This window comes from Actinomadura sp. 7K507 (assembly GCF_004348425.1).
Lineage (GTDB): Bacteria > Actinomycetota > Actinomycetes > Streptosporangiales > Streptosporangiaceae > Spirillospora.
On sequence record NZ_SMKK01000012.1, the window covers coordinates 37299 to 62938 of the forward strand.

25 protein-coding genes and 2 pseudogenes are annotated in these 25640 nt (G+C 72.7%); 15 read left to right on the plus strand and 12 right to left on the minus strand.

Annotated elements, in window-relative coordinates; genetic code table 11:
* Positions 1-173: 173 nt before the first annotated feature.
* A complete protein-coding gene (locus E1285_RS04790) occupies positions 174-902 on the plus strand; it encodes a DedA family protein (RefSeq protein ID WP_132148433.1) in 729 nt (242 codons plus the stop codon).
* Between the two features lie 105 nt (positions 903-1007).
* Positions 1008-1400: a RodZ domain-containing protein gene (locus E1285_RS04795; RefSeq protein WP_243722566.1), complete on the plus strand. Its 393-nt coding sequence runs from the start codon at positions 1008-1010 to the stop codon at positions 1398-1400.
* Between the two features lie 125 nt (positions 1401-1525).
* Here the strand turns inward: E1285_RS04795 and pyrE are convergent, their stop codons facing one another.
* The gene (pyrE, locus tag E1285_RS04800) at positions 1526-2062 is read right to left on the minus strand and encodes an orotate phosphoribosyltransferase (RefSeq protein ID WP_132148437.1); all 537 of its coding nucleotides are present in this window, start codon (positions 2060-2062) and stop codon (positions 1526-1528) included.
* Positions 2063-2227: 165 nt separating this feature from the next.
* Between pyrE and tnpB the strand changes: the two genes are divergently transcribed.
* Together tnpB and E1285_RS04810 are read left to right on the plus strand one after the other, a co-directional pair.
* The gene (gene tnpB / locus E1285_RS04805) at positions 2228-3547 is read left to right on the plus strand and encodes an IS607 family element RNA-guided endonuclease TnpB (protein WP_243722567.1); all 1320 of its coding nucleotides are present in this window, start codon (positions 2228-2230) and stop codon (positions 3545-3547) included.
* Positions 3519-4085, plus strand: a complete 567-nt coding sequence (locus tag E1285_RS04810) for a hypothetical protein (protein ID WP_243722561.1) — start codon at positions 3519-3521, stop codon at positions 4083-4085. Before tnpB ends, E1285_RS04810 begins: the two co-directional genes overlap by 29 nt.
* A 67-nt stretch (positions 4086-4152) precedes the next feature.
* Here E1285_RS04810 and E1285_RS04815 read toward each other — a convergent pair whose 3' ends face one another.
* The 4 genes and pseudogenes from E1285_RS04815 to E1285_RS04825 form a co-directional block, all read right to left on the minus strand.
* Positions 4153-4800 carry a tetratricopeptide repeat protein gene (locus tag E1285_RS04815; protein ID WP_243722562.1) on the minus strand — a complete coding sequence of 216 codons (648 nt, stop codon included), beginning with the start codon at positions 4798-4800 and terminating at the stop codon, positions 4153-4155.
* 102 nt (positions 4801-4902) lie between these two features.
* Positions 4903-5145, minus strand: a pseudogene (locus tag E1285_RS47125) (NYN domain-containing protein); the annotation flags it as partial.
* 323 nt (positions 5146-5468) lie between these two features.
* Positions 5469-6416, minus strand: a pseudogene (locus E1285_RS48075) (N-6 DNA methylase); the annotation flags it as partial.
* Between the two features lie 107 nt (positions 6417-6523).
* A complete protein-coding gene (locus E1285_RS04825) occupies positions 6524-7330 on the minus strand; it encodes a protein phosphatase 2C domain-containing protein (RefSeq protein WP_207946399.1) in 807 nt (268 codons plus the stop codon).
* Between the two features lie 312 nt (positions 7331-7642).
* Between E1285_RS04825 and E1285_RS04830 the strand changes: the two genes are divergently transcribed.
* Genes E1285_RS04830 through E1285_RS04840 form a run of 3 tightly spaced genes read left to right on the plus strand, consistent with a single transcriptional unit; the run spans position 7643 to position 10681 of the window.
* A complete protein-coding gene (locus tag E1285_RS04830; RefSeq protein ID WP_132148445.1) occupies positions 7643-8707 on the plus strand; it encodes a rod shape-determining protein in 1065 nt (354 codons plus the stop codon).
* A gap of 52 nt (positions 8708-8759) precedes the next feature.
* Positions 8760-9731 (plus strand): DUF5954 family protein, encoded by a 972-nt coding sequence (locus E1285_RS04835; RefSeq protein WP_132148447.1) that lies wholly within the window; start codon positions 8760-8762, stop codon positions 9729-9731.
* Positions 9732-9742: 11 nt separating this feature from the next.
* On the plus strand, positions 9743-10681 hold the full coding sequence (locus E1285_RS04840; protein ID WP_132148449.1) for an MBL fold metallo-hydrolase: 939 nt from the start codon (positions 9743-9745) through the stop codon (positions 10679-10681).
* A gap of 31 nt (positions 10682-10712) precedes the next feature.
* Here the strand turns inward: E1285_RS04840 and E1285_RS04845 are convergent, their stop codons facing one another.
* The gene (locus E1285_RS04845) at positions 10713-11600 is read right to left on the minus strand and encodes a LysR substrate-binding domain-containing protein (RefSeq protein WP_132148451.1); all 888 of its coding nucleotides are present in this window, start codon (positions 11598-11600) and stop codon (positions 10713-10715) included.
* 71 nt (positions 11601-11671) lie between these two features.
* Here E1285_RS04845 and E1285_RS04850 point away from each other — a divergent pair, with 71 nt between their 5' ends.
* The 3 genes from E1285_RS04850 to E1285_RS04860 are packed head-to-tail and all read left to right on the plus strand — an operon-like array spanning position 11672 to position 14209.
* Positions 11672-12868, plus strand: a complete 1197-nt coding sequence (locus tag E1285_RS04850) for a thiolase family protein (RefSeq protein WP_207946400.1) — start codon at positions 11672-11674, stop codon at positions 12866-12868.
* Entirely contained in the window at positions 12865-13560 is a 696-nt protein-coding gene (locus E1285_RS04855; RefSeq protein ID WP_132148455.1) for a 3-oxoacid CoA-transferase subunit A, read from the plus strand. The genes E1285_RS04850 and E1285_RS04855 overlap by 4 nt, the downstream gene beginning before the upstream one ends.
* Position 13561: 1 nt before the next feature.
* A complete protein-coding gene (locus tag E1285_RS04860) occupies positions 13562-14209 on the plus strand; it encodes a 3-oxoacid CoA-transferase subunit B (RefSeq protein WP_132148457.1) in 648 nt (215 codons plus the stop codon).
* Here E1285_RS04860 and E1285_RS04865 read toward each other — a convergent pair.
* From E1285_RS04865 to E1285_RS04880, 4 genes are read right to left on the minus strand one after another with little or no spacing between them, the layout of a single operon-like run.
* Positions 14196-15470, minus strand: coding sequence for an FAD-dependent oxidoreductase (locus tag E1285_RS04865; protein ID WP_243722563.1), 1275 nt, complete (start codon positions 15468-15470; stop codon positions 14196-14198). The genes E1285_RS04860 and E1285_RS04865 overlap by 14 nt on opposite strands.
* A 21-nt stretch (positions 15471-15491) precedes the next feature.
* Positions 15492-16115 carry a maleylpyruvate isomerase family mycothiol-dependent enzyme gene (locus E1285_RS04870; RefSeq protein WP_132148459.1) on the minus strand — a complete coding sequence of 208 codons (624 nt, stop codon included), beginning with the start codon at positions 16113-16115 and terminating at the stop codon, positions 15492-15494.
* A complete protein-coding gene (locus E1285_RS04875; RefSeq protein WP_132148461.1) occupies positions 16115-16945 on the minus strand; it encodes a fumarylacetoacetate hydrolase family protein in 831 nt (276 codons plus the stop codon). Before E1285_RS04875 ends, E1285_RS04870 begins: the two co-directional genes overlap by 1 nt.
* Positions 16945-18099, minus strand: a complete 1155-nt coding sequence (locus E1285_RS04880; RefSeq protein ID WP_132148463.1) for a cupin domain-containing protein — start codon at positions 18097-18099, stop codon at positions 16945-16947. The genes E1285_RS04875 and E1285_RS04880 overlap by 1 nt, the downstream gene beginning before the upstream one ends.
* 66 nt (positions 18100-18165) lie before the next feature.
* Between E1285_RS04880 and E1285_RS04885 the strand changes: the two genes are divergently transcribed.
* Positions 18166-18939: an IclR family transcriptional regulator gene (locus E1285_RS04885; protein WP_132148465.1), complete on the plus strand. Its 774-nt coding sequence runs from the start codon at positions 18166-18168 to the stop codon at positions 18937-18939.
* A gap of 18 nt (positions 18940-18957) precedes the next feature.
* Here E1285_RS04885 and E1285_RS04890 read toward each other — a convergent pair whose 3' ends face one another.
* Entirely contained in the window at positions 18958-20346 is a 1389-nt protein-coding gene (locus tag E1285_RS04890) for an FAD-dependent oxidoreductase (RefSeq protein WP_132148467.1), read from the minus strand.
* A gap of 23 nt (positions 20347-20369) precedes the next feature.
* Positions 20370-21467 carry an amidohydrolase family protein gene (locus tag E1285_RS04895; protein WP_243722564.1) on the minus strand — a complete coding sequence of 366 codons (1098 nt, stop codon included), beginning with the start codon at positions 21465-21467 and terminating at the stop codon, positions 20370-20372.
* A 104-nt stretch (positions 21468-21571) separates the two neighbouring features.
* On the opposite strand from E1285_RS04895, the gene E1285_RS04900 reads away from it, so the two are divergent.
* The 4 genes from E1285_RS04900 (at position 21572) to E1285_RS04920 (ending at position 25608) form a co-directional block, all read left to right on the plus strand.
* Entirely contained in the window at positions 21572-21892 is a 321-nt protein-coding gene (locus E1285_RS04900) for a hypothetical protein (RefSeq protein ID WP_207946401.1), read from the plus strand.
* 93 nt (positions 21893-21985) lie between these two features.
* Positions 21986-23416 (plus strand): glutamine synthetase family protein, encoded by a 1431-nt coding sequence (locus E1285_RS04905; RefSeq protein ID WP_243722565.1) that lies wholly within the window; start codon positions 21986-21988, stop codon positions 23414-23416.
* A 275-nt stretch (positions 23417-23691) separates the two neighbouring features.
* Positions 23692-24231, plus strand: coding sequence for a CGNR zinc finger domain-containing protein (locus E1285_RS47135; RefSeq protein ID WP_132148473.1), 540 nt, complete (start codon positions 23692-23694; stop codon positions 24229-24231).
* Positions 24232-24297: 66 nt separating this feature from the next.
* On the plus strand, positions 24298-25608 hold the full coding sequence (locus E1285_RS04920) for an aromatic acid exporter family protein (protein WP_132148475.1): 1311 nt from the start codon (positions 24298-24300) through the stop codon (positions 25606-25608).
* Positions 25609-25640 lie beyond the last annotated feature (32 nt).

Genomic DNA, 25640 nt, shown 5'->3' on the forward strand with positions numbered 1-25640 from the left:
TGATCAGCGTCCTTTCACATAGGTCGGTGCCAGCGGGCATCCGGCCGGGCGGTAGCACCCGGAGGACCGGGTACCCGGGTGAGGAGCCCTGGGCAAACGGTTTCCGGGTCGGGCATGCCGTCCGCCCCCAGTATCTCGCCTACTCGGAGCGCGTGGAAAGGTACGCTCGCGGAGTGGTACTCACGGCCCTGCCTCTCAGTATCACCGAGTGGCTGCATCCGGCGGCGTGGCTGCAGCTCTTCGGCGCGTTCGCGACGGCCGGGGTGATCGCCATCATCTTCGCCGAGACGGGGCTGCTGTTCGGCTGCCTGCTGCCGGGCGACTCGCTGCTCTTCTCGGCGGGGATCCTCACGGCGGTGTCGACCGTGAACGGGCAGGAGTTCCAGCCGCTGTCGCTGCCGTGGCTGATGATCGGCGGCCCGATCGCGGCGATCGCCGGTGCCCAGACCGGTCACTGGCTCGGCGCCCGCTACGGCCGCAGGCTCTTCGACCGTCCCGACTCCAGGATCTTCAGGCGGGAGTGGGTGGACAAGGCCGAGTACTACTTCAACCGGTTCGGCCCGGCCAAGGCCATCGTGCTGGCCCGGTTCATCCCGATCGTGCGGACGTTCATCAACCCCCTCGCCGGGATGGTCGGCATGGACGCCCGCAGGTTCTTCGTCTGGAACGCGGTCGGTGCCCTGCTCTGGACGGAATCCCTGTTCCTGCTCGGGCACTTCCTCGGTTCGACGGTGCCGGAGATCGAGTCCTACATCCTTCCCGGTATCGCGGTCATCGTCGTGCTCTGCCTGATTCCGATCGTCCGGGAGATGATGAAGGGCAGGCCCAAAGCGGACCAGGGTCCGAATAAGAATGGCCCCGAAGAGTCACGTCCGTCGCTCAGCGGTGACACTTATCGCTAACCTCCCCATGTGGGACGTCATCGGTCGGACCCTAGGGGTCTCGCGCGCATACTGATCGCGGTTGTCGCCGTGGCGGCCGCCCTTGCCCTCTTGGTCGTGGGCGCCATGGCACTGGTCAACGCGATTTCGGGCGAATCCGACCAGAAGGGACCCGTCACGTCCGCCTCGCCCACCAGCGACGACGGAGGCGGCGGAGGCGGCGGCGAGAGCGCGCCCGCCACGCCCACCGGCAACGCGGCCTCACCTGCGGAGTCCATCCCACTGGTGATCCGCGTGACCGGACAGCCCACCACCGTGGTCGTCCGGGTCGCGGACGCCCAGGGCAAGGTACTCACCAACGGACGGCTCGACACCGGAGACACGCTCCAGTACGACGAGGCCCCCCTCCAGGTCGTCGCCTCCAACGGCGGCTCGCTCCAGGTCACCATCTACGGCGAGCCGCAGCCGCAGAAGCCGAACGGGCAACGCGGCCAATGGTTCGTCGGCGACCAGTCCTGACCCGTCGGCGACCACTCCCAACCTTCCGGGCAGCGCCCTCACGACCCAGGCAAGCGCCCTCACGACCCAGGGCAGCGCCCTCACGACACAGAGCGCCCTCACGGTGCCTTGGCCCTTGCTGCGTCCTAGCCCATGCCGAGATCCGCGGCGTCGTACGGGTGGCGGTAGGTGAGGCCCTCTTCGGCGAGGCGTCCGGCCGCGCCCCGCTCCAGGATCGTCGCGACCGCCACGACCTCCGCGCCCGCCTCCCGCAGCGCCTCCACCGCCGTGAGGACGGAGCCGCCCGTGGTGGAGGTGTCCTCGACGGCGAGCACCCGGCGTCCCTCGACGTCCGGTCCCTCGATGCGCCGCTGCAAGCCGTGGGCCTTGCCCGCCTTGCGGACGACGAACGCGTCCAGCGCACGTCCCCGGGCCGCGGCCGCGTGCAGCATCGCGCCGGCTACCGGGTCGGCGCCCAGCGTGAGACCCCCGACGGCGTCGTAGCCGAGGTCGGCGGTCTCGTCCAGCATGACCCGGCCCACCAGCGGTGCCGCGGACCCGTCCAGCGTGACCCGGCGCAGGTCCACGTACCAGGACGCCCGCTTGCCCGAGGACAGCACGAAGTCCCCGTGCACCACGGCCTTGTCCTTGATCATCTGCAGCAGCACTTCGCGATCGCTCACCCGGGAAACCCTATTCACCTCGCGCACGGCCCCCGCCGCCGCCCATGTACGGTGCCCGGGAGGGCTCTCAACGGTTGGGTGAGAGCGTTTGAACATGAGCATTCGTACGCGGCTGTGAGCGGGTCGGGTGGATTGTCAGTGGCGGACGCTACGGTGCGGAGTGTGATGGTCACTCAGGCGTACCGGTTCGCGCTCGATCCGACGCCCGCACAGCGGCGGGCGCTATGTTCGCATGCGGGGGCGGCGCGGTTCGCGTGGAACTGGGGCTTGGCCGCCTGCGCCCGCCGCTACGACGCTGAGGGCAAGTGGTGGTCGGGGACCGAGTTGCACCGGTTGTGGAACCAGGTGAAGAAGACCGACCCGGCACTGGGCTGGTGGGGCGAGAACTCCAAGTGCGTCTACCAGGAAGCCTTCCGCGATCTGGACCGCGCGCTGCGCGACTTCGTCGAGTCCCGCAACGGCGTCCGCAGGGGGCGTCGTTTGGGGTTTCCCCGGTTCAAGAAGCGGGACCGCTGCCGGGAGGCGTTCCGGTTCTCCACCGGCGCGATCCGCTGCACGGGAAAGACGGTCACACTGCCCCGCCTAGGCACGATCAGCACGCATGAGTCCACCCGCAAACTCGCGCGCCGCTTGGAGAACGGTACGGCGAGGATCCTGTCGGCCACGGTGTCGCGGACGGCGCATCGTTGGCACGTGTGCTTCACCGTGCAGGTTGACCGGCACGTCCCCCGACGGCATGCCCGCCCTGGCTCGGCGGTGGGTGTCGACCTGGGCGTCAAGACGCTGTTGACCGCCGTGGACGACCAGGGCATGCTCATCGAGATCGCGGGTTCCAGGGCGCTGCGGGCGGGGCTTCGGAAGCTGCGGAGGCTTGCCAAGGCGCACTCGCGCGCCCAGCTTGGGTCGGCGAACCGGGTTAAGGCGGCCGGGCGGCTGGCCCGCTACAACGCCCGTGTCGCCGACGTTCGCGCCGACGCCCTGCACAAGGCCACCAGCCTGCTGGCCGCAAGGTACGAGACGGTGGTGGTCGAAGACCTCAATGTGACCGGCATGTTGGGCAACCAGCGGCTGGCCCGCGCCGTGGCCGATCAAGGGTTCGGGCAGGCGCGGCGGATGCTGGACTACAAGACCGGCTGGAGGGGCGGCCGCCTGGTGGTGGCCGACCGCTGGTACCCCTCCTCCAAGACTTGCTCGGGCTGCGGGAGGCGAAAGCCAAGCCTCACCCTGTCCGAGCGCACCTACCGCTGCGGCTGCGGCTTGGTCCTGGGGCGGGACGTCAACGCTGCCCGTAATCTGCTCGTCCTCGCCGCCAGTGGGGCGGAGAGACAAAACGCCTGCGGAGGCGATGTAAGACCCGGCCCCGCCGGGCAACCGCCCGCGAAACAGGAACCCGGCGCCACACCTGCTGTGGGTCAGACCGGGACCGCCGCCGCGCAAGCGGTGGCTGCTCGGAACGATGCTCACCATCGATCACATTCCGCGTAACGGGGACGAGATGACGCCGGGAACGCTGGTTCTGCTGCACGCGCCGGACGCCGGCGCGGACGCCTGGGGCGACCTGCCGGAGATGCTGCGCTCGTACGGCCTGGACGTGGTCGCGCCGGACGTCCCGGACGGCACCGGCCACCGCTACATCGCCCGCGTCTCGCTGATCATCACGGCGACCGATCCGGTGGCTCCGCTCGTCCTCACCGCGCACGGCGCCGCCGGGCCCCTGCTGCCCGGCATCGCCCTCGCCCAGCGCGCCGCCCACCGTCCCGTGGGCGGCTACGTGTTCGTGGACGCCGACCTGCCGCGCCCACTGCACCTCCGCGGCGGAGGCTCGGCCCACGAAGAGCTCCCGATGCCCCCAGATTGGCCGGAGGCGCCCTGCGGGTACCTCCGGACCCAATCGGACCGCTCCGCCTCCTCCGGGCACGATGAGGCCGTCAGAGAGGCTCGCCTGCGCGGCTGGCCCGTGACGGAACACGAACCTCCGGCGGCCGTGGCCCAGTCCCTGAGCGAACTGGTGGCCGTCCTCTAAGGCCTGTTCGGTCCCGCCGGCCGGGTCACGCCACATGGCCGCGTGGCGATGTGGCTCCGCTTTCGTGTCAGCCGTTCTTGAGGAGGTCGTCCAGGAGCGCGTCGTAGTCGTCTTCGCTGCGGCCCAGGTCGATGCGTGCGCGGTAGCGGAGGCGGAGCAGCGCTTCGAGGCTGTCCTCGGCCAGGGCGACGTCGTCCGGGCCGGGAGTGAGGCTCTCCGCTTCCGTGACCGGCGGCTCGTCGGGGCCGCCGACTATCCCGGTGCCGACGACGCGGTCGCGCAGGGCGAGGACGACGTCGGCGCCGCTGGTGGCCCATTCGTGGGCGCCGGTCGCGTCACCCTGGGCGTACAGGACCTCGGCCACGGCGCGGTACACCTCGGGGTCGCGCGGCTTGTCCGCGCGGATCTGCTCGACGAGCGTGCGCGCCTCGTCGGCGCGGTCGAGCTCGAAGAGGGCGTCCGCGAGGTAGGCGCGCGGGTCGCCATAGGTCTCTCCGCCGTCGTCAAGGGCCTTGCGATACAGCTCGGCCGCCCTGTCGTGGTCGCCCGCGTGCTGCCACTGCTCCCCGGCACGCAGCAGGACGTTGGCGCGTGACACCCCGCCGGACACCGACTCGGCCAGTTCGGCGAGCCGGCGCGCCGCCGAGATGTGATCGCCGGTGCGCAGGGTGTCGAACTCCAGGTCGTCGAGATCGTCTTCCGTCACATGCGTCACGGTTCAACGCTACCCGCCGCCGCGCGGCCGAAGCGGCCGAATCGGTGATGATCGTGGAATACCGGCGCGTACCCGTCACCCCGCTTGCGGGAAAATCGCAGGTCAGCGGCGGGAGCGTTCTAGGGCGTCCCAGAATCCGCGGCGCAGCGCGTGGCGCACCTCGTCGTGCAGGAGGAAGTCGATGGGCAGCGAGGAGCCCTGAAGGAGACGTGCCTCCAGGTCGGACGGCATGCGCGGCTTGCGGGCCAGGACGGCCTCCAGCCACAGCGCGGGCGCGTCCCTGGCGACGGACTCGCCGAAGTCCTGGCCCTCCTGGTGGGCGGCCTTGACCGCGTCCGCCAGCGTCGGGGTCTGCTGCGCGGGGACGTGCGAGACCTGCTGCGGGCCGGTGTAGGGGCCGTTCTGCTGCCCGTGCTGGCCCTGCTGCCCCGGCGGCATCGTCTGCGGCGGTGGAGGCGGGGACGGTGCCGGGACGGGCTCACGTCGACCTCGTCGTCGAGCAGGTCGATGACCGGAACGCAGAACTCGCCGTCCGGGTACCGGTCCCATTCCAGCTCGGCCCGAGCGAAGTCGCCGTCGGCGTCCAGCAGGAGCACGCCGGCCGGGGACCGTTCGCCGGGCTCCGGGCGGCGCAGGAGCCACAGGTCGGGCCCGCCGGGCGCCAGCGTCACCACGGCCCGCAGCGCGCCGGCGCGGAGCAGGTTGCCGCGGACGCGGCGGCCGGGGCGGCGGCTCGCGACCGCCGACGGCATCAGCACGGCGGCGCGGCCGCCGGGCCGCACATGCGCCAGGCAGTGCTGGACCCAGGCCAGCTCGGGTTCGCCGCGCGGCGGCAGGCCGTGCTCCCAGCGCGGGTCTCCGGCCAGGTCCTCGTGGCCCCACGCGCGGTCGCCGAACGGCGGGTTGCACACGACGGCGTCGGCGACCTCGCCCGGAAAACCGTCACCGCGCAGCGAGTCCCCGGGGACGACCTCGGCGGGCGTACCGGCCATCAGCAGCCTGATCGCGGTGATGCGGGCGGCGGCCGCGTTGCCGTCCTGGCCGAGGGCCAGCCGCGCGCCGGGCGTCGCCAGAAGCAGCGTGCCGAGCCCGCAGGCCGGGTCCAGGACGACGTCGCCCTCGCGGCAGGCGAGGCGCGTCATGAGCCGTGCCACGTCCGGGCGCGTGACGACGAGCCGCCGCGAGTGGGCCTGGACGTAGCGCTCGACGAGCAGCCCGAACGCGGCGGCGTGGCCGTGCTCGGCGGCGAGGTCGGCGAGCAGGCCGGGCAGGCCGGAGTCGTCCGGTTCTATGCCGGGCCAGGGCAGTTTGACGGGGTCCCCGCGCAGTTCGAGGAGGTGCAGCCCGGCCCAGCCGACGAGGTCGGCGAGCTGGAAGTCGTCACCCGACGCGCGGAGCCGCTGCCAGAGGCGGTCGGCCACCGACACCTCGAACGGCTTGCCGTTGCGGTGCAGCCAGCCCTCGATGTCGCTGAGCGAGAACAGCGGGCTTGTCGCGGTGCCGCCGACCGGGCGCGGGAAGTCGCCGTGGCGGCGGCGCCAGTTGCTGACCGTCGCGCGCCCGACACCGGCCAGCCGCGCGATGTCGCCGGCGGTCACACCCGGGTCACCGCTCATGGCGCAACCCTACTTGATCTTTGCAACATCGATCGGCTCGAAGAATGACTGTGAACTGAGTCAATTTACTAGTTGATGGAAGTCGGCCACGCGTCCCCGAAGGCACGTCAGGGCCGCCGGAACCGGCGGCCGAGGCGCGCTAGGGGCCCGGCGTCGTCGGCGGCGCCGATCATCAGCGGCTCCTGCCGGGGGGCGATCGAGGGCGCGATGACGTCCGCGACGACGCAGGTGATGTTGTCCTGGCCGCCGGCCTCGTTGGCGAGATCGATGAGGCGCGTGACGGCGTCCGCCGGGCTCGCCGCGCGGGCCATCGTCTCGCGTATCTCCTCCCGCGCGACGAGCCCGGAGAGGCCGTCGGAGCACAGCAGGTAGCGGTCACCGGGACGCGCGTCGTACCGGAACACGTCGGGCTCGCCGCTGCTCCCGCTCTGCAGCGCCTTGACCAGCGCCGATCCCTTGGGGTGACGCGCGGCCTCCTCCTGGGTGAGCTCTCCGCCGTCCACGAGCGACTGGACCATCGTGTGGTCGCGGGTCAGCTGGTACAGGTCACCGGCACGCAGGACGTAGGCGCGGGAGTCGCCGATGTGCGCGACCGTGAAGCCCGTCCCGTCCCAGGTCATCGCGGTCAGCGTCGTGCCCGTCCGCGCCATCTCCGGATCGCCGCGGCCGAGGTCGTCCAGCCGCGCGGCGACCTCGGCCACCCCGGCGGCGAGGTCCGCCGCCGGGTCGCCGTCGAGCGGCAGGCCGGCCATGGTCTCGATGGCCGTCCGGCTCGCGACGTCGCCGTGCGGGTGGCCGCCCATCCCGTCGGCGACCGCGAGCAGCCGCGGGCCGGCGAACGCCGAGTCCTCGTTCGCCGTCCGCCGCTTGCCGATGTCCGTCCCGGCCGCGAACCGAAGCACATGGTGAGCCATGCATCCCATGCAACCACGTTAAAACACAATTCACAAGCATCCGGTCGGCCGAGCCGCCGCCGGACGGCGGGCCGCCGGATCGCGGGGGCGGTGGGCCGGGCGGCGAGGCGCGGGCTCGACCGTTCCAACATGGTGTCTTGGTGGGTGCCCGGGATTTCGCGCCGGACCGGAGGCGAGGGGCGGGCGGCGTTCCGGACATGACGGATCCGTGTTCGCCATGACCTTGCCATTCGCTTACCCGCGCATGGGCATCGCCACCGGACGGGAGGGCATCAACAGGGCTCTTGCGACTTCGGGTGATTGGGGGACGCGATGTGGGACTTCGCGGGCCGTGACACCGCTATCGACATGGGAAGCGCGACCGTCCGGATGCACCTCAAGGATCGCGGGGTCGTCTGCCGGGAACCGTCGCTTCTCGCCCGCTGCCGGCGCACCGGGCGCATCCTCGCGCTCGGCGGCCCGGCGCAGGCGATGGCGGGACGCAACCCGGACGTGACCCTCGTCCGGCCGGTGCGCGAGGGCGCGCCGACCGAGACCGACGCGGCGGAGTACATGATGCGGGCGCTCGTCCGCCGCCACCAGAAACGGCACTACACGGCCCGTCCCCGGCTGGTCGTGACGGTTCCGAGCGGGCTGACCTCCGTCCACTACCGGGCGCTGCGGTTCTCCGCCTACCAGGCCGGGGCGCGGCGGCTCACGCTCGTGCCGACGCCGATCGCGGCCGCCATCGGGATGGGCATGACCTCGTCCCTGCGGTCGGAGATCACGGTCGTCGCCGACATCGGCTCGGACGTCACCGACGTGGGCGTCATCGCGTTCGGCGGTCTCGTCACCTCGCGCACCACGCTCGTCGGCGGGTCGGCGCTGGACCGCGCGATCGTCGATCTCGTCCGCAGCGAGCACCACGTGGCGCTGTCTCGGTCGGCGGCGGAGGCGGCGAAGCTGGAGGTCGGGGCGGTTCCGCCGCTCGGGCGGCGGCCGGTGCGGCAGACCGTGGTGCACGGGCGCGACATCGCCTCGGGGATGCCGCGGTCGCTCGTGCTCACCACCGTGGACGTCGGCCGGGCGATCGCCGGTCCCGTCGCCGAGATCGTCGACGCCATCGGCGCCGGGGTGACCGGCTGCTCTCCCGAGATCTCCGGCGACCTGCTCAGCGTCGGCGTCACCCTCACCGGCGGATGCTCCCGGCTGCCCGGACTGGAGCGGCTGATCCGCGACCGGACGGGCCTCGCGGCGCGGATCGGGGACGACACCGGCGACGCGGCCGTCCTCGGCGCCGGCGAGGTGCTGCGCTCGGCCCGCTCGCAGGAGCCGCCCACCCGCGACAGCGCGCCGAACCCGCACCTGATGACGACGCTGCCCGATCTCGATTACTGACGCATGGGCCGTTTCCACGGCGCGGGACGCGGCGGCGCGTCACGATGGACGCATGTCCTTCGAAGGGATGCCGGGACACGACCTGATCAACGTCGTCAAGGACCTGGAGCCGGTGGCGGCCGTCCGCGACCAGGAGGCCGCCGAACGGCGCCGCGCCTACCCGGAGCTCGTCGGCGTGGGGCCGCCGGAGTTCGGCTGCGCCGAGCAGGCCGGAGGGGCGTGGCGGCTCCTGTCGCTCGGCGCGCTGGACCCCGGCGAGGCCCGCATCGACCTGTCGGTGCACCTGCGCGACATCGCCGCGGACCACGAACCGGCGGTGCACAAGGAGATGCTGCTGCTCGCGGACGCCCTCGAAGAGGCGGCTCTCGGGGACGAGGGGCCGGGCGCGGCCGGGGACGCGGCCGGCGGCAACGAGTGCGCGGCCGGGCCGCTGCGGTTCCGGGTCGTCCGGGTGCTGGGCTTCGCCCGGTTCGGCGGCGACGGGCCCGAGCCGGCCCGCGTCACCGACGGCGAGGACGGGCCGCTGTTCGATCACCCCATCGACCCGGCCGCCCCGGTCGGCCCGGCCGACGCGGCGCTCCGGCTGGAGCTGCTGAGCGTGGTCCCGGCCACCGGGACCGTCCCGGACGAGCTGCGCCACGAGGCCGTCACCGCCGTCAAGGCGTATCCGGGCGTCGTGCTGCTGCCCCCGGACTTCACCGTCATGGAGGACCGCGACGACCAGTGGCGGCCGATCACCGGCGGGACCGGCCCGCAGGACGCCCGCGACTCCCTCGCGCACTACTTCCGCGCGCTGCTGCCGCTCGACACGCCCGCCGGCTGCGCGCCGCCGAGCCCCGGCGAGCTGGCCGAGTACGCGTGGGCCGCCGACCGCATCGACACCGACGGCGGCATCGAGTTCGTGGCGTGCGGGCGGCGGTTCCGGATCGTGCGCGTCACCCGGATGATCCGGGTCGGCCCCGACGGTCCCGAGCCCGCTCGCCACTCCGACGAGGACCTCCGGCCCCCGCGGAGATCGGAATAGTATCTCGTCCCATGAGCGACGCACCCGACCGCGAAGGTCCCGGAACCCCGCGTCTGCACGAGGTCTCGGACGGGGTGTACGCCTACGTCCAGCCCGACGGCACCTGGTGGATCAACAACACCGGCTTCCTCGTCGGGGAACGCGGCGTGACGAGCGTGGACGCCTGCTCGACCGAGCGCAGGACCCGCGCCTACCTGGAGTCGATCCGGTCGGTCACCGACCGGCCCGTCCGGACGCTGGTCAACACCCACCACCACGGCGACCACACGTTCGGCAACTACCTGTTCTCCGGCGCGACGGTCATCGGCCACGAGGAGACGCGCACGAGCGCGCTCGCCTGGGGCAAGCCGTTCGACGAGCCGGTCTGGACGAAGGTGGACTGGGGCGACGTCGAGATAGAGCCGCCGTTCCTCACCTACACCGACGGCGTGACCCTGTGGGTGGACGAGCTGCGCTGCGAGGTCCGGCACGTCGGGACGCCCGCGCACACCACCAACGACTCGATCGTGTGGATCCCGGAGCGGCGCGTGCTGTTCTGCGGGGACCTGCTGTTCAACGGCGGCACCCCGTTCCTGCTGCAAGGCTCGGTCTCCGGTGCGATCAAGGTGCTGGAGGAGGTCATCGCGCCGCTGGACGCGGAGACGATCGTCCCCGGCCACGGCCCCGTCGGCGGCCCGGAGCTGATCGACCGCGTGGCCGGCTACCTCCGGTTCGTGCAGACGACGGCCGCCGCGGCGAAACCGGCCGGGCTGACTCCGCTGGAGGCCGCCCGCGAGGCCGACCTCGGCCCGTTCGCGGAGCTGACCGACGCCGAGCGGCTCGTCGGCAACCTGCACCGCGCGTACGCCGAGCTCGACGGCCTCGAACCCGGCGGCGAGATCGACGTGATCTCCGCGATCGGCGACATGATCACCTTCAACGGCGGCCGCCCCCTGACCTGCCGCGCCTGATCCCGGCGGGGCGCGGGCCCGGGGCGCCCCGTCAGCGCAGGACGACCTGCTGGATCACCGAGACGGCTCGGGCCAGGTGCGGTTCCGTGCGGTCGGTTCGGTGGGCTATCGCGAGGTCGATGTCCATGGCGGGGCGCACCATCGGCCGGAAGTCGACGCCTTCGAGGGCCAGGGCCGTCACCGGTTCCGGGACGACGGCCACGCCGAGCCCGCCCGCGACGAGGGTGATCAGCGTGGAGGTCTCGCCGACCTCGTGTCGGATCCGGGGCTCTACGCCGGCGTCGCGGAAGAGCCCGAGCACTACGCCGTACATCACCGAGCGGCGGTCCGCGGAGTGCACGATGAGGTCGGCGTCCGCCATGTCGGTGACCCCCACCTCCCGCAGTGCGGACAGGGGGTGGCCGGAGGGGACCGCGACGACGAGCCGGTCCCGGCGCAGCGGCAGGACGGTGAGCGAGAGGTCCTCGATCGGCGGCCGCAGCAGTGCCAGGTCGATCTCGCCGGCCCGCAGCGCCGCGGTCTGGTCGGGCACCAGCATCTCGCCGCGGAAGGAGAAGTCGACGCCGGGCAGTTCCAGGGAGAGGCCGCGGGAGATCGCGGGCAGCAGGCTGTAGGTCGCCGAGCCCACGCAGCCGATCGCGAGACGGCCGACCGCGCCGGCCGCGACCCGGCGGGCCTCGTGCGCCGCCTCGTCCACCTCGCCGAGGATCTTCCGGGCGCGTGCCAGGTAGCCGCGGCCCGCGTCGGTGAGGCCGACGCGGCGCGTGCTGCGGTGGAACAGGTCCACGCCCAGCTCTGCCTCCAGCCGGCGGATCGCCTGCGACAGCGGCGGCTGGGCCATGGTGAGGCGCTCGGCGGCACGTCCGAAGTGCAGCTCTTCGGCGACCGCGACGAAGTACCGCAGGTGGCGCAGATCCATATCGTGAACGTCTTAATAGGAGCGAATATTGATATTTCATTATATCAAGGGTGGTCACCTAGCCTCGGATCATGAGCTCCTTCCTGTACTCCGCCGTCCGGACCCCGTTCGGGCGGTTCAACGGCTCCCTGTCGGGCGTCCGGCCGGACGACCTCGCGGCGGGCGTGATCACCGCGCTGCTGGACCGGGCGCCCCGGCTGGACCCGGCCGCGATCGGCGAGGTCGTCTGGGGCAACGCGAACGGCGCGGGTGAGGAGAACCGCAACGTCGGCAGGATGGCCGCGCTGCTCGCCGGGCTGCCGACCGGCGTGCCGGGCACGACCGTCAACCGGCTGTGCGGCTCCAGCCTCGACGCGGCGATGATCGGCTCCCGGACGATCGAGACGGGCGACGCCGATCTGGTCCTGGCCGGCGGGGTCGAGTCGATGACGCGGGCGCCGTGGGTGCTGCCGAAACCGGCGAAGGGCTTCCCGGCCGGTGACCTCACCGCGGTCTCGACCACGCTCGGCTGGCGGCTGGTGAACCCGCGCATGCCGAAGGAGTGGACGGTCTCGCTCGGCGAGGCCAACGAACTCCTCCAGGAGAGGTACGGCATCGGCCGCGAGCGCCAGGACGCGTTCGCGCTGCGTTCCCACCGGTTGGCGGCGGCCGCCTGGGACGACGGCTTCTACGACGACCTGGTCGTCCCCGCCGGCGAACTGAAGCGCGACGAGGGCGTCCGTGCCGACTCCTCGCTGGAGAAGCTGTCCGGGCTCAAGCCGAGCTTCCGCCCGGACGGCACCATCACCGCCGGCAACGCCTCGCCGCTCAGCGACGGCGCGTCCGCGCTGCTCCTCGGCTCGGCGACCGCCGGCGACCGGATCGGCCTCGAACCCCTCGCGCGCATCGCCGGACGGGGCGCGTTCGCGCTCGACCCGCAGGACTTCGGCTACGCCCCCGTCGAGGCGGCGAACCGCGCCCTCGCGCGGGCCGGGATCGGCTGGGACGAGGTCGGCGCGGTCGAACTCAACGAGGCCTTCGCCGTCCAGTCGCTCGCCTGCGTCGACGCCTGGGGTATCGATCCGGAGATCGTCAACACCAGGGGCGGCGCGATAGCGATCGGCCACCCCCTCGGGGCCAGCGGCGCCCGCGTCCTCGGCACGCTCGCGAAGGTGCTCCGCGAGCGCGGCGAGCGCTGGGGCGTCGCCACGATCTGCATCGGCGTCGGGCAAGGCCTGGCCGTCGTCCTGGAGAACACGGGCTCGGAGAACAGGGAGGCCGGAGCATGAGCAGGGCGGAGATTCTGGAGAGCGTCGACGAGGCCGTCCGCGGGATCGAGGACGGCAGCACCGTCCTGGTCGGCGGCTTCGGCTTCGCCGGGATGCCGTTCGACCTCATCGACGGGCTGATCCGGCAGGGCGCGAAGGACCTCACCATCGTGTCCAACAACGCCGGGAACGGAGAAGTCGGGCTGGCCGCGCTGCTCAAGACGGGACGCGTGCGCAAGGTGCTCTGCTCCTTCCCCCGGCAGAGCGACTCCCACGTCTTCGACGAGCTCTACCGGACGGGGAAGATCGAGCTGGAGGTCGTGCCGCAGGGCAACCTCGCCGAGCGGATGCGCGCGGCGGGCGCGGGCATCGGCGCCTTCTACTGCCCGACCGGCGTGGGCACTCCCCTGGCCGAGGGCAAGGAGACCCGGACCATCGACGGGCGCGTCCACGTCCTGGAATACCCCATCAAGGGGGACGTGGCGCTGATCAGCGCCCATCGGGCCGACACCATGGGCAACCTCGTCTACCGCAAGACCGCCCGCAACTTCGGGCCCGTCATGGCGACGGCCGCGACCACCACGCTCGCGCAGGTCGGCGGCGTCGTCCCCGCCGGGGAGATCGACCCCGAAGCGGTCGTCACGCCCGGCATCTTCGTCGACCGCGTGGTGCGGGTCGAGGAACGGCACTACACCGTCCAAGGAGCCCGCTGACATGTCTCCCGCAACAGGGTCTCTGACCCCGGACGAGCTGGCCGCGGTCGTCGCCCGCGACATCCCGGCCGGCTCCTACGTCAACCTCGGCATCGGCCGTCCCACCAAGGTCGCCGACCATCTTCCCGGCGACTCGGGCGTCGTGCTGCACACCGAGAACGGGATGCTCAACATGGGTCCCGCCGCGGCCGGCGAGCAGATCGACCCCGATCTCACCAACGCCGGCAAGGTCCCGGTGACCGAGCTTCCCGGAACGTCCTACTTCCACCACGCGGACTCCTTCGCCATGATGCGCGGCGGCCATCTCGACGTGTGCGTGCTGGGCGCGTTCCAGGTCTCGGCCACCGGGGACCTCGCCAACTGGAGCACCGGCGCCCCCGGCGCCATCCCGGCCGTCGGCGGCGCGATGGATCTGGCGATCGGCGCCAAGCAGGTCTTCGTGATGATGACGCTCTTCGACAAGCAGGGCCGATCCAAGCTCGTGCCCGCCTGCACCTACCCGCTGACCGGCGTCGGCTGCGTCAGCCGGGTCTACACCGACGTCGCCGTCTTCGACGTGGGCCCGGACGGGGCGGCGATCCGGGAGACCTTCGGCGTCACGGCCGAAGAGCTCCGCGACCGGCTGCCCGTCCCCCTCAGGTCACCGTGAGCGGGTCCGCCTTCGCCGACGCGAGGGGCACCGGCGTGAACATCGGCGGCTCGTCGGAGGGGTGCAGCGCGGTCGGCCCGTAGAGCCAGTCCACGAACGAGTAGTCGCGGGTGTCGCGCTCCCGCAGCAGGACGTTGCGCTGCCGGCGGGGCAGGCCGTCGAGGTGCCACAGCTCGCCCCAGGCGCGCGACGTGGTGAGGACGCGGCGGCAGTGCTCGGGGCGTACGGCCTGGTAGGCCGCGAGGACGGCCGGCCAGTCGACGGAGCCGTCCCCGGCGAGGTGCCGGGCGACGTGTTCGCCGAGCACCCAGCCGTCCTCGATCGCCATGATCGCGCCCTGGGCGATGTACTGCAGCGGGGGGTGGGCGGAGTCGCCGAGCAGCGCGACGGCGCCGTCCACCCACCTCATGATCGGGTCGCGGTCGTACATCCGCCACCACTTGCCGCGCCACATGTGGGGCAGCCCGTCGCGCACGAAGTCGCAGGTCTGCTCGAAGGCCGCGTCGAGTTCGTCGGGCGTGCCCCAGTCCTCCTCGCCGGCGCGCGCCTTGGGCGACTCGAAGACGGCGACCTGGTTGAGCAGCTCGCCGCCGCGCAGTCCGTAGTGGACGAAGTGGCAGCGGGGGCCGACGTACACGACGACCTCGCTGAGGTCGACGCCCGCCCCCCGGCCGCCCGACGTCGGCACGGTGCCGCGGTAGGCGACGTACGCCGAGGAGACCGGCTGGTCGTCCGCCATGAGCTTGCGCGCCACCGAGTGCAGCCCGTCGGCCGCGATGACGACCCGCGCCTCCTCGGTGTGGCCGTCGGCGAGCGTCACGCGGGCGCCGCCGGGCGCGTTCGCACTGCCGGCGATGTTGGCGTAGGCGACCGCCCGCTGCGACGTCACCAGGTCGGCCCCGGCGCGCTCGCAGGCGCGCAGCAGCATGGCGTGCAGGTCGCTGCGGTGGATGACCAGGTAGGGGAAGCCGTAGCGGCGCTCCAGATCGCGCAGGTCGAGGCGGGTGAGTTCCGAACCGTCGACGGCGTCGCGCATGATCATCGCGTCCGGGACGACGCCGAGGTCCATGGCCTCGTCCAGCAGGCCGTAGTCGTCGAGGATGCGCGTGCAGTTGGGGGCCAGCTGGATGCCGGCGCCGACCTCGCCGAACTCGGCGGACCTCTCGAGCAGCCGGACCGCGAGGCCCCGGCGGGCCAGCGCGTAGGCGGCGCCCAGCCCGCCGATCCCGCCGCCGACGATGAGCACATCAGGGTTGGTCATGATCACGTTCTTTCGGGCGGGTCAGAGCCACGGGCCGAGAAGGGGGGCGCCGCCGAGGGTGTGCGGGCGTCCGGCCAGCCAGGCGGCCACCTCGGGCAGCGGCCCGTCCGGGAGCGCGTCCAGCCGCCGCTTGGCGGAGATATCGGCGGCGAGGGCCTCCAGGAAGTCGTCCGGCAGGTCGGCGAAGGAGACTCCGCGGTCCAGGTCGACGGCGTGGACGAAGACCTCCCGCGCCCGCAGCCAGGGAACCTCGGTAGCGGGCACGGTGCGGCCCTGCGCCGTGACGACCTCGGCCCGCCACTGGCGCTCGGTCAGGCCGTCCATCGACGTCTGCAGCGTCGCGGCGGATCGGTTCATCCAGGCGGTCAGTTCCGCGGCGCCCATGCCGCTGCCGCGCTCGATCCCGGCCGCGCGCTCCTCGGGCGAGGCGTACATGGGGGTCGCCTCACCGGTGGCCGCCCAGTGCACCAGGTTGCCGAGCGCTTCGGCGTTCGCCGCGACGTGGGCGGCCAGGTGCCTGCGGGTCCAGCCGGGCAGCAGGCTCGGGGCGTCGTACTCCGGCTCGGTCAGGCCGCCGGCGGCGTCGAGGAGCAGCGCGGTGCCCTCCCGCGTCCAGCGGCGGGCGTCGGCGGACGTGCGGGCCATCAGGCGTCCTTGACGATGCGGTTGGTGCAGGCGCCGAGTCCCCCGATCTCGGTCACGACCGTCTCGCCGCCGGTCAGGTAGATCTTGGGGTCGCGGGCGTGGCCGACACCGGCGGGGGTGCCGGTGGCGATCAGGTCGCCGGGACGCAGCCGGACGACCGTGGAGATGTACTTGACCAGGAAGACGGGGTCGAACAGCAGCGTGCCGGTGTCGTCGGACTGCATCACCCGACCGTCGACCACGGTCTTCACCCGCAGGGCCGGACGGACGCCGCCGACCTCGTCGGGCGTCACCAGGTAAGGGCCGACAGGAGCCGAGGAATCCCAGATCTTGCCCTGCGTCCACTCGATGGTGCGGGACTGCCAGTCGCGCACGGAGATGTCGTTCATGACGGTGAAGCCGGCGATCGCCGCCTCGGCCTGGGCGTCATCGGCGCGGCGGACCTCCTGGCCGATGACGATGGCGAGTTCCACCTCCCAGTCGAGCGCGTCGGTCTCGGCGGGCTTGACGATGTCGTCGTTGGCGCCGATCAGGGTGTCGGCGAACTTCGGGAAGAGGGTGGGGTACTGCGGAAGGTCCCGGCCCATCTCCTTGATGTGGCCGGTGTAGTTGTGGCCGACACAGATCACCTTCGACGGCCGGGGCACGACGGGGGCGAAGTCGGCGCCCTCGGCGTCGTGGTCCGCGCCGGAGACTCCGGCGGCCTTCGTCCGCCAGTCCGGCTCCGCCAGCAGAGCGCCCAGGTCGGGGTAGCCGAGGTCGACGAGCCTGCCGTCGTCGAGACGGACGGCGCGGGTGCCGCCGGCGGTGCGGACGGTGGAGAGCTTCATCAGACGTCCTTGGCGTATCGGTCGAGCTTGAGGGCTTCGAAGACCGGCGCGTCGCAGAAGCGGAACAGGTCCAGCGCACCGGAGTCGGAGTCGGACGATCCGGCCTCGGACCGCACCGACAACGGCTCCCACGACGGGACGACGAACAGGTCGCCGCGGGTCACCGTCCAGGTCCGGTCGCCGACCGTCACCGTGCCGGAGCCGTCGAAGACCTGGTAGACGCTGGAGCCGGTCTCGCGGACCGGGGCGGTCTGCGTGCCCCGGGCCACCCGGTGGAACTCGGCGCGCACGGTGGGCAGCACGTCGGCGCCGTCGGCGGGGTTGCTGTAGCGGACGGCGGCGTGGCCGGGCTCCACCGTGGCCGCGTGCCCCTGCTTCTCCAGCGCGAGCTGGTCGGCCAGCGCGCGGTCGGTGTACTCCCACTTGTAGGACAGCAGTGGGGAGCCGGGGGTGGTGTGGCCGACGCCGACCGGCCGCAGTCCGGGGTGGCCCCAGAGCAGCTCGGAGCGGGAGCGCTCGGGGGTGGTGTGCTCGGCCTCGGAGAGCTCATCGCGTCCGGACTCGAAGAACTGCGTCTCGGTCAGGTACTGGAACGGGATGTCGAGCCCGTCGATCCAGGCCATCGGCCGGTCGGTGGCGTTGTGGTGGGCGTGCCAGTTCCATCCGGCCTGCGGGAGGAAGTCGCCCCGGTTCATGGGGACGGGGTCGCCGTCGACGACCGTCCACACACCCGAGCCCTCGACGACGAAGCGGAAGGCGTGCTGGGTGTGGCGGTGCTCGGGCGCGTCCTCGCCGGGCATGAGGTACTGGATCGCCGCCCACAGCGTCGGGGACGCGAAGGGCCGGCCGCCCAGCCCCGGGTTGGCCAGCGCGATCGCGCGGCGCTCGCCTCCGCGCCCGACCGGGACGATCCGCCCGGCCCGCTCGGCGAGGCGGAGGAGGCTGTCCCACTTCCACACGTGCGGAACGGCGGCCGAACGCGGATGGACCGGCATCAGACCGCCGATCTCCGTCCACAGCGGCACGAGCAGCTCGGCTTCGAAACCGCGGTAGAGGTCTTCGAGCTCCGGCGTGACTTCCGGCTGGCCCGGCGCCTCGACGGCCCGCAGCCGCACGGGTGAGTCCGCGTGGGTATCGACAGGAGTGCTGGTCATACGGGCAATCGTGACGCCTGTACGCTGTGGGGAAAAGAAGATTCTGTCTTCCAGAATTGAGGCCGGGTGGACAAGCCGCTCAAGGAACCGCCCCCGTACGCCATCGCGAGCGTCGACAACGCCCTGCGGATCTCGGTGATGCTGCAGCTCGAAGGTCCGCTCACGGTCACCCAGGTCGCTCGGCGGCTCGGCGTGGCGAACTCGACCGCGCACCGGCTCCTCGCCATGCTCGTCTACCGGGACTTCGCCGTCCGCGACGCCGACCGCACCTACCGCGTCGGCCCCGTCCTGGAACTCGCCGCCCACTCCCAGTCGACCGCGGCCAGGTTGCGGGCGGCGTCGCTGCCACATCTGCACAGGCTGGTCGACCTGCTCGACGAGTCCGCCAACCTCACGGTCCGCACCGGCGACACCGTGCGCTTCATCGCCGGCGTCGAGTCGCGCAAGGCTCTCCGGGTCGGCTCGCGCGAAGGGATGGTCTTCCCCGCCCACCGCACCACCGCCGGCCTGCTGCTCCTCGCCGAACTGCCGCCCGACCGGCTGGAGTCGCTGTACGCCGCGGACCGCTTCGGCCGGCGTCCGGACGTCCGGCCGGACCTCGACGTCCTTCGCGCGGACCTCGCGCGGGTCCGCCGCAACGGATTCGCCCTCAACGAGGGCCGTTCCGAGCGGGGTCTCGTCGCGGTCGGCGTCTGCGTACGCACACCGGACGGCGAGGCCGTCGCCGGCCTCTCGGTGTCGATGCCGAGCGCGCGGTACGAGAAGGAACGGCTTCCCGAGCTGGTCGCCACACTGCGCGCGGCGGCCGACGCGCTCGAACGCGACCTCGCCCGTGAATGAAGCCCCCGGGAGGCGCTCTCACGACCAGGCGCGCATGTCCTCCTCCACAGCGTCGGCGGCCTTGCGGGCGGCGATCAGGACCGGGTCCCAGACGGGCGCGAACGGCGGCGCGTAGCCGAGATCGAGGCCGGTCATCTCCTCGGCCGTCATCCCGTTCCACAGCGCGATGGCCAGGCCGTCGACGCGTTTGGCGGCGTTCTCCTCGCCGACGATCTGCGCACCGAGCAGCCGGCCGGACCGGCGCTCCACGATGAGCTTGGTCTTCATCGTCGTGGCGCCGGGATGGTAGCCGGCGCGGGTGGTGGACTCCACGACCACGCTCAGCGACGCGAACCCGGCGGCCGCCGCCTCGCTCTCGTTCAGCCCGGTGCGGGCGACCTCGACCTTGCAGATCTTGGCGACGGCGGTCCCGGCGACGCCGGGGAACGTGGCGTAGCCGCCGCCGAGGTTGATGCCCGCGACGCGTCCCTGCTTGTTGGCGTGCGTGCCGAGCGGGATCGCGACCGGGCCGCCGGACACCAGGTGACGGGACTCGACGCAGTCCCCGGCCGCCCACACCCGTTCGGCGCGGGTGCGCATCCGCCGGTCGGTGACGATGCCGCCGGTCGGGCCGGTCTCGATCCCGGCCGCACGGGCGAGTCCGGTGTTCGGCCGCACGCCCAGGCCGAGGACGACCAGGTCGGCGGGGAGGGTGCGCCTCCCGGTGCGGACGGCCGTGACGTGCCCGTCCGGGGAGGTCTCGAAGCCCTCGACCGGCTCCCCCAGGTACAGCTTCACGCCGATGTCGCGCATCGCGTCCGCGATGATCGCGCCCATGTCGGGGTCGAGGGTCTGCATCGGCTGGTCGGCGAGGTCCACGAGGGACACCTCCAAGCCCTGCATCACCATCGCCTCGGCCATCTCCAGGCCGATGTAGCCGCCGCCCACCACGACGGCGCGGCGCGGCTCCCCCTGTTCGAGGGCGCGGCGGATGGCGACGCCGTCATCGAGGATCTGGACGCCGTGCACGCCCTTCGCGTCCGCGCCGGGCAGGCCCGGCCGGACGGGGACGGCTCCGGTCGCGACCATGAGGTGGTCGTAGGACTCCCAGCGTTCACCGCCGCCCTCCACGTCGCGGACGCGGACACGGGCTCCGTCCAGGTCGATCTCGACGGCCTCGGTGCGCATCCGCAGGTCGATGTCGCGGTCGCGGAACTCGGCGGGCGTGCGGGCGATGAGCTTGTCGAGTTCCTCGACGACGCCCCCCACGAAGTACGGGATGCCGCACGCCGAGTAGGACGCGTGGTGGCCGCGCTCGACGGCGAGGATCTCCAGCTCGCCGGCCCCGCGCCGTCTGCGGGCCTGGGACGCGGCGCTCATCCCGGCGGCGTCGGCCCCGATCACGAGCAGCCGTTCACGTGCGGCCATTCCAGCCTCCAAAGGGTGGTCGCTCAGATTCCGTAGACGCGGCGGGCGTTGCCGGACGTGATCAGCTCCGCGACGCGTCCGGCGTCCCGGGCCGTCCACGCGCCGTCCTCCACTCCCCCGGCGAGGAAGCCCGCCAGGCCCCGCCGGAACAGCAGCGCGCCCAGGTGGTACAGCTCGGCGAGCCCGAACGCGTCGGATGAGTACAGCACCTTTCCGAACGGCGCCAGTTCGAGCAACTCGGCGATCAGCGCGGGCGCGCGGTGGCCGAGGTTGTGGGTCGCGAGCCCGGCGTCGACGTAGACGTTGGGGAGCACCTGCGCGAGGTAGCCCGCGTGCCGGTGGAACGGGTAGTTGTGCAGGAGCATCGCGGGGACGGGGTCCATGGCGCGCAGCAGCTCGATGAGCAGCAGCGGGTCGCCGCGGCGCAGGTCGGCGTCCACGTCCCCGTACCCGACGTGGAACTGCACCGGCAGCCCGGCGTCGACCGCGCAGAAGACGAGGAACCGGTGCAGGACCTCGTCGCAGACGCGCGGCCGCTCCTGCCGCATGAGGTGCCCGGCCGCCGCGGCGACCTCCGCGGCCGGCGGCCGCTCCCCCGACAGCTCCAGGCCCGCCCGGTACGCGGCGATGGACTTGGCGCCGGCCGCGTCCCGCGCGGCGAGCCGGGTCCGCACCTCGCCGGCGAAGCGCGCCGCGCCGACGCCGTCGGCCGCGACCTGCTCGGCGAGGGTCTCCAGCCGGACGATCTCGTGGGCCCGCGCTCCGGCGAGCCGTCCGAGCTCCGGCGGTTCGAGCATCGCCCGCGGGGTGTACCCGGTGTCCACGCACAGCGCCTCCAGCCCGGCCGCCTCCAGGAACCGCCGGTTGACCTCGGCCGGGTCCAGCTCGGCGCGGCGGGCGAGGTAGGCGTCCGGCTCGGCGTGGGCCTCCAGGTCCAGGACGGCGGGGCACCAGCGACGCAGCGCGAACCCGACCTGGGTGTCGAACATGCTCACGCCCGGCGGGCCCGAGCTCTCCGCCTCCGTGAGCAGCTCCTCGAACGTCTCCCGGTCGAGTTCGAGGTCGAGGACGCCGTGGCAGTGGTGGTCGACCAGCGGCAGCGACTCCAATACGTCCTGCACCGCGCGCCCCTCCTCCATGTAACCGGTCTCCGATCTTCTACCGGCGGACATCGGGATTCGGTATCCCACCGTGGTGACTTAAGCCAATGCTACGATCACGAAACGTGAGCGGCAGCGCGTCGGTCCAGCGGCAGTCCGGGCATCGCGCCCGGTTGGTGTTGTCGCGCGAGCAGGTCACGGCGCTGGACGCCCAAGCGCATGCGGCGCGGGCAATGTGGAACCTGCTGCACGACTGGTGGACGATGACGCCCAAGTGCCGCCGTTCTCTCGAGGCCGCCGACGCGGCGATCCGGCAAGCCCGAACCGACATCGACCGGCTCGCCATCCTGCCCGCGCAGGCCGCCCGGGCGGTGTTGAAGACCTATGTCCGGGCGTGGATCAATTGCTGGGAGGGCCGCGGCGTCAATCCGACCACCGCAAGGTAGGCCGGCATCTCCCGCCTTCAGGCAGGAGAGAATTTCAAGATGCCCTTGTGAGCCGCGCTCTCATCCTCCGCCACTCCGATCGGAGCCAGCATCGTGGAACAGATCCCCGAACCCGTCACCGCCGGGCAGGTGCTCGACGCGCACACGCGCGCCCGGCTCGGTGCCCGCGCATCGAGTACGGCGCGGCGGCTGACCGGGCAGGGCATCGTGGCCGTCGCGCTCACGTGGGTCGACATCAGCGGGATCACGCGCACCAAGACCGTCCCGGTGGAGCGGCTGGAGCACGCGGCGAAGTGGGGCGTCGGGATGTCCCCGGTCTTCGACGTGTTCCTGCTGGACGACTCCATCGTGTCCGGACGGCACATCGGCGGGCCGGTCGGGGACCTGCGCCTCCACCCGGATTTGGACCGGCTCGTCCCGCTGGCGGCCCTTCCGGGCTGGGCGCACGCGCCGGCGTTCCGGTACGCGCAGGACGGCACCCTCCACCCGCTCGACACGCGGGCCCTGCTGCGCCGCGAGACCGAACGGCTCGCGGCGGGCGGATGGACGGTCAAGACGGCGTTCGAGATCGAGTGGGCCGTGTCGAAGGGCGACGGAGCCGACTTCTCCCCCGCCTGCCGCGGACCCGCATACGGGATGACGCGGGTCACCGAGCTGGCCGGCTACCTGCGGGACGTCCTGACGACGCTCAAGGAGACCGGCGTCACGGTCGTCCAGCTCCACCCGGAGTACGCGGCCGGGCAGTACGAGGTGTCGGTGGCCGCGGAGGATCCGGTCGGCGCGGCCGACACCGCCGTCGTGGTGAAGGAGACGATCCGGGCCGTGTCGATGGCGCACGGCCTCGCCGCCTCGTTCTCCCCGAAGGTCGAGGCGGACTCGGTCGGCAACGGCGCGCACGTCCACCTCAGCCTGTGGCGGGCGAACGGGGACGGGCGGCCGGTGAACGCGATGGCGGGCGGCGACGGCCCCTGCGGGATGACGGCCGCCGCGGAGGCGTTCACCGCCGGGATCCTGCACCGGCTGCCGGCGCTGCTGGCGGTCGGGGCGCCGGCGGTGGCCAGCTACCTGCGGCTCGTCCCGTCGCACTGGGCGGGCGCGTTCGCGTGCTGGGGGCTGGAGAACCGGGAGGCGGCACTGCGGTTCGTCACCGGCGCGGACGGCGAGCGGCCGGCCGCGGCGAACCTGGAGATCAAGTGCCTGGACGCCGCCGCCAACCCGTACCTGCTGCTCGCGGCGCTGCTGGCGGCCGGACGCGACGGGATCGGCGCCGAGCGCAGGCTGCCGGAGCCGGTCGGCGTGGACCCGGCCGGCCTGCCGGAGGACGAGCGCGCCGCCCGGGACATCGCCCCGCTGCCGGCGTCGCTGGCCGAGTCGGCCGCCGCGTTCGAGGCCGACACCGTCCTGCGGGAGGCCCTCGGCGAGGCCGTCGCCGACACCGTGTCGGCGGTACGGCGCGGCGAGATCGCCCTGCTGGACGGCGCGACACCCGAGCAGGTCACCGCCCTCACTCGCTGGCGCCACTAGGGCCGGCCGGGGATGGGACGTCGGCGCGGCAGGCCGCCACGACCGCACCGGGGCCGAACGGCTGCACGCGCACCTGAGGCTCGCCGCAGGCGCAGCGGGTGTAGGTCACCACGCCCTCCGACGTCAGGTGGCGCGAGAGCACCTCGTAGACCTGGGATTCGGGCCAGCCACAGCGTGGGCATTCCTCCACCGCGCGTCCCCATGTGAGTGCGTGTTCCAGTGTGTAAGGGTTATAACTAGAATGACATTTACAGCATGACATGCCGGCGGAGGCCATGGCAATGCGGATAACCGGGTACAAGAGCCACGGCGTGGCCGCGGCCGCGGCGCTGGTCAACGCCGTCACCAGCGCGGACGGCGACGACTCCGCGGACGCGCTGCGCCGGATCCTGCGCGAGAACGAGTTCTTCTGGGAGGAGTTCGCCGACGCCGACGCCGACGCCTTCCGGCACTGGGGACGGGTCCTGCGGCCGTTCTTCGAGGCCGCGCGCGTCGAGGACGCGATGGCGCTGCTGAACGGCCTCATGCTGGAGGTCCCCATGCACCCGCACCTCGCCGACCACGAGCCGCACGGCCTGCACATGCACTACGCGCCGCCCTCGTCCCGGCTCCCCGACCGGGTCCGCGCGACCACGCTCATGAACCTCGCCGAGCTGATCGTCGAGCACGGTCTCGGCCGGACGGGGGTTTGCGCGGCGGACGGCTGCGACCGCGTGTACGCCGACACGTCCCGCGCGGGACGCCGCCGCTTCTGCTCCGAGTCCTGCTCGAACCGCACGAACGTCGCCGCCTTCCGCGCCCGCCGCCGCCCCTGACCCGGCGCGGGGCACACGGATCCGGGCTTTGCCGCGAGATTGCCCGCACGCGGGAAGGACCCCGGCATGGCACCCGCGTTCTTCCGCCGCCGCGACCGTTCCGAGCGGTCCGGCCGCTCGGTGCTCCATGTGGCGACCGAGGTGCAGTCCGCCGCGTACCGCATCGCCCGGCTGACGATCACCGCCACCCTGTCCTACGTGCTCGCCCTGGCGGTCCTGGGCCAGGACGGGCCGAAGCCGCTGCTGGCGCCGCTGACCGCGCTGCTGGTCGTCCAGTTCTCGATCTACCGGACGATCAGGGCGGGCATCCTGCGGGTCGGCGCGGTCACCTCCGGCGTGCTCGTCGCGGTCATGGCGGCGAGCCTCATCGGGTTCCACTGGTGGACGCTGGGCCTGACCATTTTCACCGCGCTCACCATCGGGCACGTGCTGCGGCTGCACGAGCACGTGCTGGAGTCGGCGATCAGCGCGATGCTGATCTTCGGCCTGGGAACGGCGAGCGAGGCCGGCGCCACCACCCGCGTCCTGGAAACGCTGATCGGCGCCGCGACCGGGCTGGCGGCGACGCTGCTGGTGCCGTCGGTGCGCGTGCGGCCCGCCGAGGACGCCGTCCAGAGCATCACCGAGAAGCTGTGCGCGCTGATCGAGGAGATCGCCGGCGGGCTGCGGGGCGAGCCCGTCAAGGACCAGGCCGCCGGCTGGCAGGATTCGGCGGGGCGGCTCGCCCAGGAGATCGGCCGGCTCGACCGGGAGCTGAGCGAGGCGGAGGAGAGCGTCGCGCTCAACCCGCGGACGCGGGCCCGGCGGCTCATCGACGCCGGAGTCGGGCTGCGCGACGCCATGATGACGATCGAGCACTTCACCCTCTCGCTGCGCGGCCTGACCCGGTCGCTGGCCGACGACGAGCGGTTCGGTGAGCGCGGGCGGCTGCTGACCGACCCGGAGCTGCGCCGCGACCTCGGCGACGCCCTGTCGGGGATCGCCGCGAGCGTCGCGGCCTACGGCAGGCTGGCCCGCTCCGACCTCGCCCGCGACGCGCGGCCCGTCCGCGCCGAGCAGGACCTGGAGGTGCGGGTCGACATCGCCCGCGAGCGCCGCGCCCGGCTCACCCGCGCCCTGCGCCGGCGGGCGGAGTCCGGGGAGCTGTGGCCGCTGTACGGCGAGGTGTCCATGGACGTCGACCGCCTCATCGAGCACCTGCGGGTCGAGCACCGGGCCCGCGCACGCGAGAACTGGCGGCGGCACCGCGGCGCGGCCCGGCATCTGCCCGCCCGGCCGGTCCGCGTCGTCCAGCAGGCCGGCCACCAGCTCCGCAGGGCCGCCGAGCGCAGCGCCAGGGAGTCCGGCGCCCCGGACCGCCGCGACCACCGGGATTGATCTCCGCCGGGGGGCAACTTTCGGCGGGTTCT